At 70.0% G+C, this 16,139-nt stretch carries 13 protein-coding genes; 4 read left to right on the top strand and 9 right to left on the bottom strand.

The features are described 5' to 3' along the window. Positions 1-13 precede the first annotated feature (13 nt). The 3 genes from DIE16_RS05240 to DIE16_RS05225 all read right to left on the bottom strand — a co-directional run bounded on the left by DIE16_RS05240 (position 14) and on the right by DIE16_RS05225 (position 3,573). Positions 14-1,090 carry a glycosyltransferase family 2 protein gene (locus tag DIE16_RS05240; RefSeq protein WP_124891968.1) on the bottom strand — a complete coding sequence of 359 codons (1,077 nt, stop codon included), beginning with the start codon at positions 1,088-1,090 and terminating at the stop codon, positions 14-16. 483 nt (positions 1,091-1,573) lie between these two features. After that, positions 1,574-2,563 carry an ABC transporter substrate-binding protein gene (locus DIE16_RS05230; protein ID WP_124891967.1) on the bottom strand — a complete coding sequence of 330 codons (990 nt, stop codon included), beginning with the start codon at positions 2,561-2,563 and terminating at the stop codon, positions 1,574-1,576. 131 nt (positions 2,564-2,694) lie between these two features. After that, positions 2,695-3,573, bottom strand: a complete 879-nt coding sequence (locus tag DIE16_RS05225) for a LysR family transcriptional regulator (RefSeq protein ID WP_124524167.1) — start codon at positions 3,571-3,573, stop codon at positions 2,695-2,697. A 100-nt stretch (positions 3,574-3,673) separates the two neighbouring features. Between DIE16_RS05225 and DIE16_RS05220 the strand changes: the two genes are divergently transcribed. After that, on the top strand, positions 3,674-5,242 hold the full coding sequence (locus DIE16_RS05220; RefSeq protein WP_124891966.1) for an MFS transporter: 1,569 nt from the start codon (positions 3,674-3,676) through the stop codon (positions 5,240-5,242). 90 nt (positions 5,243-5,332) lie between these two features. Here the strand turns inward: DIE16_RS05220 and DIE16_RS05215 are convergent, their stop codons facing one another. From DIE16_RS05215 to DIE16_RS05205, 3 genes are read right to left on the bottom strand one after another with little or no spacing between them, the layout of a single operon-like run. Further along, on the bottom strand, positions 5,333-6,505 hold the full coding sequence (locus tag DIE16_RS05215) for a LysR family transcriptional regulator (protein ID WP_124891965.1): 1,173 nt from the start codon (positions 6,503-6,505) through the stop codon (positions 5,333-5,335). A gap of 24 nt (positions 6,506-6,529) precedes the next feature. Further along, positions 6,530-7,258 (bottom strand): aspartate/glutamate racemase family protein, encoded by a 729-nt coding sequence (locus tag DIE16_RS05210; protein WP_124891964.1) that lies wholly within the window; start codon positions 7,256-7,258, stop codon positions 6,530-6,532. Positions 7,259-7,280: 22 nt separating this feature from the next. Further along, positions 7,281-8,813, bottom strand: coding sequence for an NCS1 family nucleobase:cation symporter-1 (locus tag DIE16_RS05205; protein WP_124891963.1), 1,533 nt, complete (start codon positions 8,811-8,813; stop codon positions 7,281-7,283). Positions 8,814-9,069: 256 nt separating this feature from the next. Here DIE16_RS05205 and DIE16_RS05195 point away from each other — a divergent pair, with 256 nt between their 5' ends. After that, on the top strand, positions 9,070-9,342 hold the full coding sequence (locus DIE16_RS05195; protein ID WP_124488412.1) for a hypothetical protein: 273 nt from the start codon (positions 9,070-9,072) through the stop codon (positions 9,340-9,342). 193 nt (positions 9,343-9,535) lie between these two features. Beyond that, entirely contained in the window at positions 9,536-10,084 is a 549-nt protein-coding gene (locus DIE16_RS05190) for a DUF3005 domain-containing protein (RefSeq protein ID WP_124488413.1), read from the top strand. A 60-nt stretch (positions 10,085-10,144) separates the two neighbouring features. Here DIE16_RS05190 and DIE16_RS05185 read toward each other — a convergent pair whose 3' ends face one another. Then, a complete protein-coding gene (locus DIE16_RS05185) occupies positions 10,145-10,909 on the bottom strand; it encodes a DUF4397 domain-containing protein (protein ID WP_044843886.1) in 765 nt (254 codons plus the stop codon). A 453-nt stretch (positions 10,910-11,362) separates the two neighbouring features. Then, positions 11,363-12,670, bottom strand: coding sequence for an MFS transporter (locus DIE16_RS05180; RefSeq protein ID WP_124891962.1), 1,308 nt, complete (start codon positions 12,668-12,670; stop codon positions 11,363-11,365). A 535-nt stretch (positions 12,671-13,205) separates the two neighbouring features. On the opposite strand from DIE16_RS05180, the gene DIE16_RS05175 reads away from it, so the two are divergent. Next, complete coding sequence (locus DIE16_RS05175) at positions 13,206-13,652, top strand: MarR family winged helix-turn-helix transcriptional regulator (protein WP_044843888.1); 447 nt, start codon at positions 13,206-13,208, stop codon at positions 13,650-13,652. A gap of 36 nt (positions 13,653-13,688) precedes the next feature. On the opposite strand, the gene DIE16_RS05170 is transcribed toward DIE16_RS05175, so the two are convergent. Further along, positions 13,689-15,971 (bottom strand): molybdopterin cofactor-binding domain-containing protein, encoded by a 2,283-nt coding sequence (locus DIE16_RS05170; RefSeq protein ID WP_124891961.1) that lies wholly within the window; start codon positions 15,969-15,971, stop codon positions 13,689-13,691. Between the last annotated feature and the right edge of the window lie 168 nt (positions 15,972-16,139).

Below are 16,139 nucleotides of genomic sequence, written 5' to 3'. Positions count from 1 at the left end.
CGGCGGTCCGGTTCTACTTGAACGACGCCTTGCGGGCGGCGGCGCCGGCGACCGCCGGCATCGCTGCCCTGCGGCGGGCCGCGGGCGCGCGCTTCAGCGGAAACTGCAGCAGCTTCGATGCCGGCTGGGCGGCGGCATCGCGCTCGGCACGGTAGCGCCGCCTCACGAGATAGACGGGGCGCTGCTTGGACTCGTGATAGATCCGCCCGAGGTATTCGCCGATCACGCCGATACCGATCAGCTGGATGCCGCCGACGAACAGCACGACGGAAATCAGCGACGGGTAGCCGTGCACCGGATTGCCGTACAGCAGCGTGCGCACCACGATGAAGGCGCCATACGCGAGGGACAGCATCGCGAACGTGAGACCGACGTAGGTCCACACGCGCAGCGGCACGGTGCTGAAGCTCGTGATGCCCTCGAGCGCGAAGTTCCAGCGTCGCCATCCGGAGAACTTCGAGCGGCCGCCGCTGCGCGGCGCACGCGTGTATTCGACGATAGCGGTGCGAAAGCCGACCCACGCGAACAGCCCCTTCATGAACCGCCGCCGCTCCGGCAGCGCGCGCAGCGCTTCGACGACCTCGCGATCCATCAGGCGGAAATCGCCGACGTTTTCCGGCATTTCGACTTCGGACAGCGCGTTGTGCACGCGATAGTAGAGCGCCGCCGCCGCGCGCTGCAGGTATGGGTCGCACATGCGGTCGGTGCGTTTCGCGGCGACGACTTCGGCACCGGCGCGCCAGTGTTCGATCATCGCGGGAATCAGGGCGGGAGGGTCCTGCAGGTCGGCGTCGATCAGGATCACCGCGGCGCCGGCGGCCTCGTCGAGGCCCGCGGTGAGCGCGGCTTCCTTGCCGAAGCGGCGTGTGAGATCCACGACGTGTACGCGCGCGTCGCGGGCGGCGATCGCGACCAGCCGGTCGAGCGTGCGATCGCGGCTGCCGTCGTTGATGCAGACGATCTCGAAGCGGACCCCGGCGACCGACTCGAGAACGGGCAGTGTTTCCGCAAAGAACGCGTCGATCGTGTCTTCTTCGTCATGAAACGGCACGACGAGCGATATCAGCGGTTTCCTGGCGTGCGTGGACATGCTGCGGTCTCCCGAGAGATCCGGCCTGCGCTGCACCGTATGGTTCCGGTTGTCGTCCGCCGAACGGGCCCGGCCCGGTTCGGCGTGAATGCGGTTCCGGGGTGCGTGTCCACCGCCGCCCGGACGATACGTGTTGCGTTCATTGTACGCAGGAATCGCCGATTCGTAACACGTATCGGCGGTTTCGCACGACGAACGGCTTGCGGGGGCAAACACCGGCCGGCGGTTGTCGGCGAATCGCGTATGGCGGCACCAGGATGGCGTTTTCGATGCCGAATGCGGGCGCGATGCAAGTCCGGGTACTGGCCGGTGCGCCGGTGCCGTGCGCGCCGTCGTCGTCGTGGGCGGACGAGCGCTGAACGTTCAACCAGTCGGGCCCGACGCTGCCGGTCGCAGCGATGCGAACGCCGGTCGCGCCGACGTTCGGCGACGACGTGCCGGATCTTGACAGGTCGTCGCCGCACTGGGCGCGTGCGAGTCCGGTTACGCGGCCGACAGGTTGCGCACCGCGATCGACGCGACGTCGACGCGCTTCGGCAGGATCGCGTCCGCGGTCGCGCGATCGGCGACGCGCTGCAGCACGTCGATGTCCGCGTCGGTGACGCCGCGCTGCGCGAGCGCCGCCCGGCGCGCGATGTCGGCGGCCGCCTCGCGCGGCAGGCGCGTGAGCGACGCATAGACGGTCGCGTAATCGGCGGGATGCGCGAGCGCCCACTGGCCGGCTCGGGTGAGCCGCGCGAGCACGTCCGACAGCGCCGCGCGCTTCGCGCGATCGTCGAGCGTGTCGACCGGCGACGTGAGGAACGCGAGCCCGGAATTGATCCCGCTGCCGTCGCGCACGATGCGCGCACCGCGCCGGACCACGTTGCCGTAATACGGATCGAAGGTCGCCCAGATACCGATCTGCTTCGCCTCAAATGCGGCGAACGCGTCGACCGGCAGCACGAAGCGCACGTCGACGTCGCCAGGCGCGAGGCCGTGTTCGCGCAGCGCGCCGTAGAGCTGGTATTGCGAGATGCTGCCGCGCGCCGACGACACGACGACGGTGCGCCCCTTCAGGTCGGCGACGGTGCGCACCGGCGAATCGGGCTGCACGACGATGCCGAGCGATGTCGGCGAGCCGACGCGCGTGGCCACGATCCGCAGCGCCGGATCGCCGAGCGCGGCCGTCAACACCGGCAGGTCGCCGGCCGGCGCGAGGTCGATCGCACCCGCGCGCTGTGCTTCGAACAGCGGCGCGGCGCCCTGGAAATTCGCCCAGCGAAACCGGTACGGCACGCCGTCGAGCACGCGCGCGGCTTCGGCCAGCGCGCGCAGGCCGCCGGCCTGGTCGCCGAGCACCAGCGTCACGTTGGACAGGTCGGGGCCGGCCGCGCGGACGGGCCGTGCGGCGGCGCCGGCAAGCGGTGCGGCGGCCAGGGCGGCCACGCGCAGCAGTGCGCGGCGGCGGGCCGGGGCGGAGGGCGAAGTCATCGGCGGCAGGTCCTCGGTGATCCGCGCGAGAGGCCGCGCGGCTGCCGGGCAGATTACGGAATCGGTTTCGCGCCGGCAAACATCGAATCGCGAAATGCTTATTCGCGCGTCCGTTATCGGCATGACAGGCGCTAGCCCGCGGCAGGGACGGCGCGCAGGAACGCGCGTACCGCTGGCGCCTTCTCGAAGCGCCGGTGCGCGAGCGCGAGCTCGGACATGATCGGCTTGCCGGCGATCGGCCGGTACACGACGCCCGGCAACGACACGCAGCCGGCGAGCGCGTCCGGGATCACGGCGACCCAGCCGTTTACCGATACGCACGCGAGCACCGCGAGCAACCCGCCCGGCCGCGCGGCGATCACCGGCGCGAAGCGGCCGCGGCGTGCGACTTCGAGCGTGCCGCGCTCCTGTTCCGGCACGGCGAAGCGCGCGTCGGCGAGATCGGCGGCACGCACGGCGGTCATCGCCGCATAACGCGAATCGGCCGGCACCGCCGCGACGAATACGTCGCGCTGCAGCGTGACGATCCGCAGCCCGCCCGGCAGCGGCAACGGCGGGCGCACGTACGCGAGGTCGAGCCGGCCCGCGTCGAGCTGTTTCGCGACGTCGTCCATCGGTACCTCGCGCAGGTTCAGCTCGATGCGCGGATGCGCGGCGCGGAACGCGCCGACCGTGCGCTGCAGCGTGCCCGAATAGACGGCCGACGACACGTAGCCGATCTCGATCCGGCCGAGTTCGCCGCGCTCGGCGAGCGTCGCGAGTTCGCGGCCGCGCTGCAGATGCTCGACCGCCGCGCGCGCCTCGGCGAGAAACGCAATGCCTGCCGCCGTCAGCGAAACCTCCCGGCGCGAGCGCTGGAACAGCCGCACGCCGAGCAGCCGCTCGGCCTCCTGGATCTGCCGCGTGAGCGCGGGCGGCGCCATGTCGAGCGCGTCGGCCGCGCGCGCGAAATGCAGGTGCTGCGCGACGCTCAGGAACGCGCGCACGTGACGGAATTCGAGCGGATTCATGATTGCAATTTTCGTTAATGAAACTGCATCGGTATGTCAATGACGGGTAATACCGGGCAAGCCTAGCATACGGCTCGTTCCTCTTGTTCCGGAGCCGTCGATGTCCCAGTCTTCTCCCGCCCCGCGCGCAGGCGCGCCTGCCGCCGAGCGCACGGGCACCCGCCTGCCGGCCGCCGCGACGCTCGCGGTCGCGTCGGCGACGTGCTCGCTGATCGTGCTCGACACGAACGTCGTCGCCGTGTCGCTGCCGAGCATCGCGCGCGGCTTCCATGCGAGTTTCGCCGACATCGAATGGGTCGTGAGCGCCTACATGACCGCGTTCGCCGCATGCCTGCTGCCGGCCGGCGGGCTGGCGGACCGCTTCGGACGCAAGCGCATGCTCGGCGCGGGGCTCGCGCTTTTTTCGCTCGCGTCGCTCGGGTGCGGGATCGCGCCGTCGGCCGGCTGGCTGATCGCCGCGCGCGCGGCAAAGGGCGGCGGGGCCGCGCTGTTGCTGACGGCCGCGCTCGCGGTGATCGCGAACCGCTTTCCGGACGGACGCGAACGGGCGCGTGCGTGGGCGATCTGGGGGATGTGCATGGGGATCGCGACGGCCGTCGCGCCGCTGGTCGGCGGCGCGATCACGCAGTGGATCGGCTGGCGCTGGGTGTTCCTGCTGAACCTGCCGGTGTGCGCGCTGCTCGCGGCCGGCGCGCGCGTCGCGATCGACGAGTCGCGCGATCCGCACGCGAAACGGGTGGATGCCGCCGGCAGCCTGCTGTTCGGCGCGGCGCTCGCCTGCGCGATCGCGGCGCTGATCGGCGCGCCGTCGCATGGCTGGCTGTCGGCCGCGACGCTCGGCCGGTTCGCGCTGGCCGCCGCGCTGCTGGCCGCGTTCATCGGCGCGGAGCGCTGGCAGGCGCGGCCCATGATCGATCTGGCGCTGTTCCGCCAGCCGCGTTTCGTCGGTGCCGTGCTCGCGATGTTCGGTTATGCGGCGTGCGCGCAGGTGATGATGACGTTCCTGCCGCTGTACCTGCAGAACGCGTTCGGGATGTCCGCGATCGACGCGGGGCTCGGGATGCTGCCGTTCGCGTTCGCGATGATCGCCGGGCCGTCGCTCGGCGGCCTGCTCGCCGCGCGCGTATCGTCCGGCGGCGTGCTGGCGGGCGGGCTCGCCCTGATCGGCGCGGGCAATCTCGCGACCGCGGCGCTGACGGCCGGCGGCGACTACCGGCTCGTCGCGCTCGGCATGTTCGTGACCGGCTGCGGCGCGGGCATCATGAACGGCGACACGCAGAAGGCGATCATGGCGTGCGTGCCGCCGGGCCGTACCGGAATGGCGTCGGGCATCAGCACGACCACGCGCTTCTCGGCGATCGTGACGGCCGTCGGCGTGCTCGGCGCGGTGCTGGCCGCCAGCACGCACGCGCACCTCGACCGGCTGCTGTCCGCCGCGCCGGGCATGCGCGCGTTCGTCGACGCGCCGTTCATGTCGAGCCTGCTGGCCGGCGATCTCGCGCAGGCGCTCGCGCACGTGCCGCCGTCGGCCGTGCGCCAGCTTGCCGATGCGGCACCCGCGGCCTTCGCGAGCGGATTCGCCGCGGCGCTGACGGTCAGCGGCGTGCTCGCGCTTGCCGTCGCCGTCATCGCATACAAGTTGCTTGCGCAACCGATGCGCGACGCGTGATGCGTGCGGCGGGCGTTCATGCCTCGCTCGTTGCACGCGACGATACGGAGCCGCCGGGCTTGCGCGTTCAGGTTGTCGTCGGCGATCGATTCAGCGCGACTTCGTCGTGACGCGATGAACGCGCGCCGCGCGCGCGACACGCGGCCGTTGCGATGCACCGCAGTGCGTCGCCTGCCGGCGGCGCGTGCGTCGGGTCGGTTCCGGCGGGGCGTCGGCGATCGGCACATTCGCCCGCGCATCCGCATCCGCATTCGCGGCAACCGCCGCGACGGCCGGCTGCGCGGCCTCCGCGTCGAGCCAGCCGCGCGTCGCCTCCGCGATCAGCCCGCGCAGCCAGCGCACGCCGTCGACGCAGGCGCCCGACTCGTTCCACGTCATCCGGTACACGATCTCGGGCGGCTCGGCCGGCAGCGCCACCGCGCCGAGCGGCAGCAGCTTCGCGTAGTGGCGCGCGAGCCGGTACGTGGTGGTGAGGATCAGGTCGGAGCGCACGAGCGCATGCGCGGCGAGTTCGAAGTGCGGCAGCGTGACGACGATCCGCCGCTGCAGGCCGACGTGTTCGAGCTGCCGGTCGATCGCGCCGGACGCTTCGAGCCACGACGGTGTCGGGCACAGCTGCGCGGCGCGTGCGAATTCGGCGGCCGTCATCGCGCCGCGCCGTGCGAGCGGATGCGTGGCGCGCATCAGGCACACGACGCGATCGTCGAACAGGTCGTCCTGCCGGAACCGCGACAGGCGGGCAGGGCGGTTGTCGATCACGACGTCGAGCTCGCCGTCGGCGAGCGCGCGTTCGTCGTCGTAGCCGTCGCCGAGCGGATGGAACACGAGCTGCGCGTTCGGCGCGCGTTCGCGGAACAACGCGACGAGCTTCGGCACGAACAGCACGTTCAGGTAGTCGGGGCAACCGATCCGGTAGGTGCGCACCGACGTGCGCGCGTCGAAGGTCGGCTGCTGGATGCGGATGAAGTCGATCACGCGCAGCGCGTTGCGCAGCGGCTCGATCAGCCGCGCGCCGAACTCGGTCGGCACCATGCCGTAGCGGCTGCGCACCAGCAGCGGATCGCCGAGCAGCGTGCGCAGCCGCTTGAGCGCGGCGCTCGTCGCCGGTTGCGACATGTTCAGCCGCACGGCCGCGCGCGACACGGTGCGCTCGGTGAGCAGCACGAGCAGGATGCGCATCAGGCGCGCGTCCAGACCGTCGAGCGCAGCCCTTGCGTCGGACGCATCGAGGGACAGGTCGTTCGGCGCCGGTGCGTCCCGCATGTCGCTACGCGTTCCCGCGGCCCGTCATTTGACGAAGGTGCCCGGCCAGCCGACGATCCGCTTCGGGCGCGGCGGCGCATAGGTGCTGACCTTCGACGTCTTCAGCTTCAGGCGCACCAGCGATTCCGCGAGCGCGACCGCGGCCGACACGCCGTCGACGACGGGCACGCCGGTGCATTCCTCGATCTGCCGGTCGAGGCCGGCCATCCCGCCGCAGCCGAGGCAGATCACTTCCGCGCGATCGTCCTTCACCGCGCGCGCGGCCTGGTCGACGATCGACTCGATCGCGCGGGCCGGGTTCTCCTCGAGCTCGAGCACCGCGAGACCGCTCGCGCGCACCGACGCGCAGCGCGCGTCGAGTCCGGCGAGCTTCAGGCGATCCTCGATCAGCGGCACCGTGCGGTCGAGCGTCGTGACGACCGAGTAGCGGTGGCCGAGCAGCATCGCGATGCTCGCGGCCGCTTCGGTGATGTCGACGACCGGCACCGTCAGCAGTTCCTGCAGCCCTTCGCGGCCGTGTTCGCCGTAGCCGGCCTGGATCACCGCGTCGTACGGCTCGTCGTAGCTCAACACGCGGTCCATCACGGCGATCGCCGCGAGGTAGCTCTCGAAGTTGCCTTCGACCGATTCCGCGCCGAAGCGCGGCGTCAGCCCGACGATCTCCGTGCCCGGCGACGCAGCGGCCCGCGCCTGCGCGGCGATGGCGTCGGTGATCGACGCGGTCGTGTTGACGTTGACTACCAGGATTCTCATCGGTGCACTCCGTATGCTGCGTTCAGTGTCGGGCGCAGGCGACCGCGATGGGTTCGCCCGAGCGCTCGTCGTATTGCCGTTCGCGATCGGCCGTCAGCCAGTACACGCTGCCCGCGATGGCCGCGCCGAGCAGCCAGGAGAACGGCGTCATCGCGCTGAAGGCCGGCACGACGGCGAGCGTGATCGAGATCAGCGCGGACGGCACGAGCGCCGCGAGCGCCTTGCGGTTCACGCCGCGCGTGTAGAAATACGCGCCGTTCGGCGCTTCGGTATAAAGGTCCGGCACGTTCACGCGCTGCTTGCGCACGAGCCAGTAGTCGACCGTGATGATCCCGTACAGCGGGCCGAGCAGCGCGCCGAGGCCGGACAGGAAGTAGACGATCACGATCGGGCTGTTGTACAGGTTCCACGGCAGGATCAGCACCGCGACCGTCGCGCTGATCAGGCCCGCGCAGCGGAACGTGAGGCGGTGCGGCGCGAGGCTCGTCAGCACGAAGGCCGGCGCGACGAAGTTCGCCATGATGTTGACCGCGACCGTCACGATCAGGAATGCGAGGCAACCGAGCACGAGGAACAGCTTGTTCGGCACCGTCGCGATGATTTCCGTCGGGCTGTGGATAATCTGGCCGTTCAGCTTGAATTGCGCGCCCGCGAGCACGAAGCTGATCGTCGCGAACACCAGGATGTTCACCGGCAGGCCCCAGAAGTTGCCGACCCGCACCGTCTTCGCGCTCGGCGACGCCCGCGCGAAATCGCAGAAGTTGAGCACCAGCGTGCCGTAGATCGCAAGCCACAGCGCGCCGCCCGCGAACACTTCGGTCCACATCTTCAGGCCGGTCATCGGCTTGCCGATCGACATCGCGAGATGGCCGCCGGTGCGGCTGAACATCCATGCGGCGAGCGACAGCGTCGTGACGAGGATGATCGGGCCGGCGAGCCCTTCGTACTTGCGGACCATCTCCATCCCGTAGGTGAGGATGCCGATCTGCACCAGCCAGATCGCGACGAACGTCACCCAGCCGAGCGTCGACAGCCCGCAGATCGCGTTCTGGTCGAACGCGGCGAGGCCCGGCCAGATCGCGGTGAGCAGCACGCGCAGCACGACCGATGCGAGATAGGTCTGGATGCCGAACCATGCGATCGCGATCACCGCGCGGATCATCGCGGGCAACAGCGCGCCGTAGATGCCGAAGCTCATCCGGCTGATCACCGGGAACGGCACGCCGGTTTTCTGGCCCATGTAGCCGGTGAGGTTCATGAAGCCGTACACCAGCACCGCGCCGATCGCGAGCGACGCGAGCATCTGCCAGCCCGACAGGCCGAGCGCGAACAGCCCGATCGCGAACGAGTAGTTCGCGATGTTGTGCACGTCGTTGGTCCACAGCGCGAAGATGCTGTAGCGGCCCCAGGTGCGGCCCTCCGCCTTGGTCGGCGCGAGGTCGGGGTTGTGCAGCCGGGGGCTCAGCGCGGGGTCGCGCGCGGCGGTACCGGTTCGATGCAATGCGTCGTCCGCGCCGAGCACGATGCCCGCGCGGTGGGTGGCTTCCAGTTGCACGCGTTGTCTCCTTCCGTGTGCGGGGCGCGAACCGGCAGCGTGTGCACGCAGCGCAGGCCCGGCCGCCGTGGACGTTATGTCTCGGATTTGTTCGCGAGTATGGGTGGCCGTCGCGGCGATGGGAAATTAAATATTCGGCTGGGGGGCATTTGAAAAATGAATGGGGCCGGGTCGCCGGCGGTGGCAATGGAGGAGATGGACGGCACGCGCATTGCTCGCCACAGGTCTCCATCCAGTCGACATCAGCGGAGGTGTCATGCAGCGATATTCCATTCGTCACGTATCGCGGGTCGTCTTCGCCGGCATCCTGATTGCCGGCCTGGCGGCGGGTGCGGGTTGCCAGAAGAAGAGCGAAAGCGACACCACTACCGGCGGGAGCTCAACCGGCTCCACCAGCAGCATGGCGCCGGCGCCGTCCACCGCGCCGTCGGGCATGCCGGGCAGCGGCACGGCCGGCAGCGGCATGACCGGCGGTCCGGCGAGCATGCCGGGCGCGGCGTCCGCGCCCGCGGGCGCAAGCGGCGGCTGACCGTCGGCGCGGGCGGCATGCGCGGGCCCGTCGCCCGCGTGCCGCCGGGACGGCTGTCGGCGCGGCACGCGTGTCGCAGGGCACGCGTGGGCGGCGCCGCGCGCGTGAAAGATTTGCAACGACCGTTGTAGCGATTCCCGGACCGGCGCCGGCTGCATCCCGCCGGCGCACGCCGTCCGGAACAGGAGGTGCGATGCACAACGCGGAATCGAACCCAACCCCGAAACAGCAGCGCGAACAGATCGCGAAGAGCCCGGTGCAGACGCCAGCGGCCGGCGACATGCCCGATGCGGCGACCCAGGCCGCCGAGGTCGCGAAGCGGGCGCTGACGCCCGAGGCCGTCGCGGCGAAGACGCCGACCGGCCTGCCGCCGATCGACGTCGGCGCGCACGCGGTCGACAGCGGCGACCCGGTGCGTCGCGCCAGCGGCAGGATCGTGACGCTCGACAACGCGAACATGGCGATGACCGACAACACGGTCGACGTCGACGGCAAGGGCATGGAGGCGCGCAGCGGCGCGACCGAGTGGCACGACAACGTGATCTATTCGAATGCGTCGCTCGACGACGCGGTCGAGACGCCCGACGAAGGGCTCGGCGGCATCGAGAGCCGGCCGGGCGGCAACGTGCCGCAGATTGCGACGCGGCCGGGCTGGCGCGTCCGGCATGTCGGCGATGTCGATGTCGAGCACGGCGACGGCACGCGGGTCGAGCACGTGATCCGTCTCGAGCGGACCGACTGACGACGTAGCGAGGGCTGCCGGGCGGACCGCCGGCCGGCGGTCCGCCGAAGCCGCTATCCGTTATTGCGGGCCGAGTTCCTGTGCGGACGTGTCCGCATCGTTGCCCTGCGCGACGAGCACGTGAATGTCGTTCGGCGTGACGTCGCCGATGCCGCCCGCCGGAATCGTCACCAGCAGCCAGTCGGCGTTGTTGTTGATCGCGACCGGCGCGGTCTTCAGGATCGGCGCCTTGCTGCCGGCCGTCGTGACGATCACCTGGTAGGTTCCTCCGTTCAGGTAGATGGAATCCTGTGTGGATGCCGGCACGGCGTTCTGATACGCGGCGCCCGCCAGCGTCGGGCTTTGCGTGTTGATGTCGGTGCCCGGCGGCACGACGTACACGTCGACGTTCTGCGTGTTCGGCGACGCGTTGAAGCTGCGCACGCGCGCCTTGTCGGACAGCAGCTTCTTGTCGAACGGATCGTCGATCAGCGAAATCGCCGACGAGGTGCTCGGCAATGCGATGGTCGTGTAGTGGTGACCGTTCGCCGCGCCGAACGACTGCGACGCGACGGTCGTGGTCGTTCCCGATACGTCGTAGCTGGCGGTCTGCGTGCCCGAATCGATGTCGTGATAACGGGTCACGCCTTTGTACGCGACACCCGACGCATCCAGTTTCGCATTCAGGTAGTAGTCGAGATTCGGGCCGGCCGGCACCGCGTTGATGAAGCGCGCCTGCGGCTTCGAGATGCCGAGCACGGTGCCGACGTCGTTGCTGTCTCCGCCGCACGCCGTGAGTACGGAAATGACCGAGCACAGGGCCACTATCGTTCGTATGGATTTCATGTCGTCCTCTCGTTCAGGGGGAACCCTGCTTGCGATGCGGGATCGCCGCGCGAGGAATCGCGCGGTGTGCAGCGCCGGGTTGAAGGAAGGATTGCCGTCCGCCCGAGGGGCGGGCGCGTTGATCTCGCAAACGACGTGCCTGCACGGCGGGACACGCGTACGCGCCGGTGTGGCGCGAAGCTGCGCGGGGAGGCAGTGGCATGCCGTGCGCGAACGCGCGCGCGAGGTGACGTGTTTGTAAAAAGGCAGTGCGGCACGTCGCGAGGCGACCTGTGCGCAAGTGCGGCGCACAGGAAAGCTGTTCAAGCCGTCAGCCGGGGGCGCTGCGACGAATGCGGAAGAGCGAGAGGGGGCATGCGCGCATATCGTTGGGCACGCATCGATACGTGGAGAGTCGTGCGAATTGTGCGAATCGCGCGCGACGACCTCGGGTCGCCGCGCGCATGGAGCGCATCAGCGGTTCACGAGCTTTGCAGGATACGCGAGCGCGAGCGCGCATCCGACCAGCATGCATGCGGCGAAGCCGTACAGCCCCGCGCTTTGCGAATGGAACGTATCGCGCAGCCAGCCGATGAAGTAGGTGCTGCCGAAGCCGCCGAGGTTCGCGATCGAGCACGCGAACGCGATCCCGCCGGCGGCGGCCGAGCCCTTCAGGAACGTGGACGGCAGCGCCCAGACGACCGGCATCGCGGCGGCCGCGCCCGCGTTGATCAGCGAGAACAGCAACACGGTCGCGAGCGTGCCGTGCGACGACGCGGCGGCGAATGCGAGCGCGACGGCCGACACCAGGAACGGCACGACGATATGCCAGCGGCGCTCGCGCGCGCGGTCGGAGCTCGCGCCGCAATACAGCGTCGCGAGCACGGCCGCGGCATTCGGGATCACCATCAGCCAGCCGATGTGATACGCGTCCTTCACGCCGGTGTCGCGCAGGATCGTCGGCAGCCAGAAGCTCACCGCATACAGCCCGAGCAGCACGCACAGGTCGATGAGGCCGAGCGCCCACACCTTCGGATCGGAGAACGCGCGGCCGAGCGCGTGGCTCTTGTTGCCGGACGGATCGGCGTCGAGGTTCGCGCGCAGCGTGCGCTGCTCGTCCGCGTTCAGCCAGCGCGCGGTCTCGATGCTGTTGGGCAGCCAGAGCAGCACCGCGAAGCCGAGCAGCACCGACGGCAATGCCTCGAGCAGGAACAGCCACTGCCAGCCGCCGAGCGCGTGCACGCCGTCGAACGCACGCATGATCCAGCCGGAGATCGGGCTGCCGATCATGCTCGACAGCGGCAGCCCGACCATGAACAGCGCGACGATGCGTGCGCGGCGCGCATCGGGATACCACTGGGTCAGGTACAGCAGCACGCCGGGCAGGAAGCCGGCTTCGGCGGCGCCGAGCAGGAAGCGCACGACGTAGAACTGCATCGGCGTATGCACGAACATCGTCGCGCCCGACAGCAGGCCCCACGTGATCATGATCCGTGCGATCCACAGCTTCGCGCCGACGCGCTGCAGCACCAGATTGCTCGGGACTTCGAACAGGATGTAGCCGGCGAAGAACAGGCCGGCGCCGAGCCCGTACACGGTGTCGCTGAACTTCAGCGCGTCGAGCATCTGCAGCTTCGCGAGCCCGATGTTGATGCGGTCGAGATAGGCCGCGAAATAGCACAGGCAGAACAGCGTGATCAGGCGCAGCGTGACCTTGCGGTAGAGCGCGCCGTGCAGCGTGTCGTCGGCGGAGACGGCGGCGCTCGGGTGTGCGGTAGACATGGGATTGCCCCTGTTCGAATGTGACGGATGAAGTGGGTGGCCGTTCGACGCGAGCGAAGGTTCGCCGCGCGCTGGAGTCTGTATAGCACGCCAATTACATAGCGTACACACTAGAAAATACGGAATCGCGCAGGCATGAAAGTGAACGCGCCGGGATCGATCGATAAACCAGATAAACCCGGAATTTTTCGGGGATTAATCTGGAAATGTGCACATATCGACATGGTTTTTCCCATCCGGAGGTATGCACGAAATTCGTGCGTATACGCTCAAAAGTGGAGTGTGTGCACGCCAGTGATTCGGCGTTCGGAGCGCGCGCGTCCGGCAGCCCGCCGGATCGCGCGAGCCGCGGGCGTTGCAGCGGCGATGTCCGCGGGCAGGCCGACATGGTCGGGCGCTTGTCGGGCGCGACGCGGGTCGGGCGCCACGAACCCTGATGCACCGCAACGAAGCAGCGGCCGCGTGACCGGATGCACCGATTTGAGGGTGTACACTGCTTGCCTTTCCCATTCATGCCGCGCGAGCCTTCATCTTCATGGCGTCTTCCAAGGATTCCTACGACTTTCACGACCAGGTCGGGCACCTGCTGCGCCGTGCCTATCAGCGGCACGTCGCGATCTTCCAGGAAGCGATCCCCGATTCGGACCTGACGGCCGCGCAGTTCGTCGCGCTGTGCGCGGTCAAGGAAAAGCAGGCGTGTTCGCTGAACGACATCGTGAAGGCGACCGCGATCGACCAGGCGACCATTCGCGGCGTCGTCGAGCGCTTGAAGACGCGCGCGCTGGTCGAGGTGCTGCCCGACCCGAACGACGGCCGCAAGCTGATCGTGCGCGCGACCGCGGCGGGCCTCGCGCTGATTGACCGCACGGTGCCGTTCGCGCGGCAGGTGACCGAGCGCACGTACGGGCCGCTCAATCCGGGCGAACGCGTCGCATTGCAGTACCTGCTGCGCAAGATGATGGAGGCCGACGGCGACGCGTGACGCGCGGCGCCGTCCGGCCCTCGACGCAAACCGGCCTCATGCGGCGCTTGCTGCGACACTCGCTTCGGTAGCCGGAAGCCGGCCGGCCTCGCGCAGCGCTGCGCGCACCGTCTCGGGCGTGAACGGCGGCGCGTAGAAGCGCACGCCGGTCGCATCGAACAGCGCATTCGCGACGGCGGCGGGCCCCGGCACCGACGCCGATTCGCCCGCGCCGAGCGGCGGCTCGCCTTGCCGCGGCATCAGCACCACGTCGACGTCCGGCACTTCGTCGAACGTCAGGATCGGATAGCTCGCCCATTCGCGCGACGCGACCTTGCCGTCGGCAAACCGCACGCGCTCCTTCAGCGTGCGGCTCAATACCTGGATCACGTTGCCGTGGATCTGGTGGCGCACGCCGTCGGGGTTGATCATCGTGCCGGTGTCCTGGCCGACCGTCACGCGTTCGATGCGGATCTCGCCCGACACGCGATCGACGCTCAGGTCGACGATCCATGCGGACCACGCCGCGCCGAAACCGGGGAAGCGGCTGTGGACGTAGCGTGCGTATGCGATACCGCGTCCGCGGACGACGCGCGCTGCTTGCGCTTCATTTCCGCGATCCACGCGCCGCGACGTCCAGCCCGCGCGATCGGCGACGGCCTGCAGCAGTTCGGTCGCGCGCGTGTCCTTGAGATGGCGCAGCCGGAACGCGAGCGGATCGATGCCGGCCAGCGTCGCGCATTCGTCGACGAACGCATCGTGCGCGAACGAGTTCGGCAATGCCGACACGCCGCGCAGCCACGAGGCGCGTACGAGCGGCGCGAGATCCTCGCAGACGAAGCGGCGGTTCGGGCTTTCATACGGCGACACGGCGGTGCGGTCGCCCATCTCGAACACGCGCGGTTCGGGCGCGATCGCGCCGGTCAGGAGCGTCGCGAGCAGCGGCGCGTCGTTCGACGGATAGCGCGTCGTGAAGTCGTAGCCGAGCAGGTGGCCGTCGCGCGTCACGGTGCCCGTCACCTGCATCAGCTGCCCGGCGCCCTTCGGTTCCCACAGATGCTCGTCCGCGCGCGAAAGCTGCACGCGCACCGGGCGGCCGACCGCGCGCGACAGCAACAGCGCGTCGCCGCAGACGTCGTCCGCGCCGTTGCGGCCGTAGCAGCCGGCCGCTTCCATCCGCACGATGTCGATATCGGCTTCGTCGCGCGCCACGAGCGTCGCGAGGTCGTAGCGCAGCGATACGGGGTTCTGGGTGCCGGACCATACGGTGATCCGGCCGTCGCCGGGTGCGCGATAGTCGGCGAGCGCGCACGACGGGCCGATCGAGCCGTGCATCTGGAACGGCCACGCATAGGTGCGCGACAGCGTGATCGTGCCGGGTTGCGCGCGTGCCGCGTCGACGTCGCCTTCGTCGAGCAGCAACCGGCGTTGCGCGGGCGCGGCGGCGATCGCGGCCGCGGGCGTGTCGAGCGGCGGCAGCGCAGGGTGCGGGCGCCACGCGACGCGCAGCTGGCGTGCCGCGCGGATCGCGTGTTCCTCGCGCTCGGCGACGACGCCGACGAAGTCGCCGAGCGCGACGACCGCCACGAGCCCGGGCACGTCGGCGACCGACGCGCGATCGACGTCCACCAGCGACGTGCCGACGAACGCGCCGCTGTCGTGGCCCGCATACGGCGGCCGCACGACGCGGCCGTGCAGCATGCCCGGCACGCGCATGTCGTGCACGAACGTGAGCTGGCCGGTGGCTTTCGCAGGCAGGTCGACGCGCGGCGACGACCGGCCGACGATCCGGTAGCGGGCGGGATCCTTCGTGCGGGCGTTCAGGTCGAGCGTGAGCGCGATGCGGCGCGCCGCGACGAGCGCGGCGAACGTTGTGGTGTGCCCGCCGGCCGGTGCGGCGATCGTGCCGTCGTCGATGCTCAGTTGCGCGAGGTCGACACCGAAGCGCTCGGCGGCCAGCGCCAGCAGCGCGTGGCGTGCCTGCGCGGCCGCGCAGCGCAGCGGCGTCGCGGAAATCTGGATCGTCGCGCTCGCGATGGTCGGACCCTGGTTCGGCGTCGCGGCCGTATCGCCGAGCACCATCGTCACGCGCGCGGCCGGCACGTCGAGCTCCTCGGCCACGATCTGCGCGAGCGACGTGCGGATGCCGGTGCCGAGGTCGACGTGGCCGTTGAACGCGAGGATGCGTCCGTCGTCGAGGATCGCGACGAACACCTCGGGCAGCGCCGGCACGTACGACGACAGGCTGCCCGGCTGGCCGGGCGCCGGCTTGGGCGGCGGCGCGGGCGGCCGGATCACGGTCAGGCAGCCGTCGCGCGCAAGCAGTTCGGAGCGGTTCACGGTTCAGGTGTCCTGTCGGGGAGGGCGCGACCGGCGGCCGGTCGCGGCGCCTGCGGCGCTGCTGCCGCGTGCCGTGCACGGGGCGACGGCCCGGGCGTGCGCGATGGCGCACGCGGTCAATCTAGGTCGCCAAAAGCGCAGCGTCAATCGCGTGCCGGCGCGGGCACG

It is taken from the genome of Burkholderia sp. Bp9090, assembly GCF_003857985.1.
GTDB lineage: Bacteria > Pseudomonadota > Gammaproteobacteria > Burkholderiales > Burkholderiaceae > Burkholderia.
This window is presented reverse-complemented; position numbering and strand designations above follow the sequence as displayed.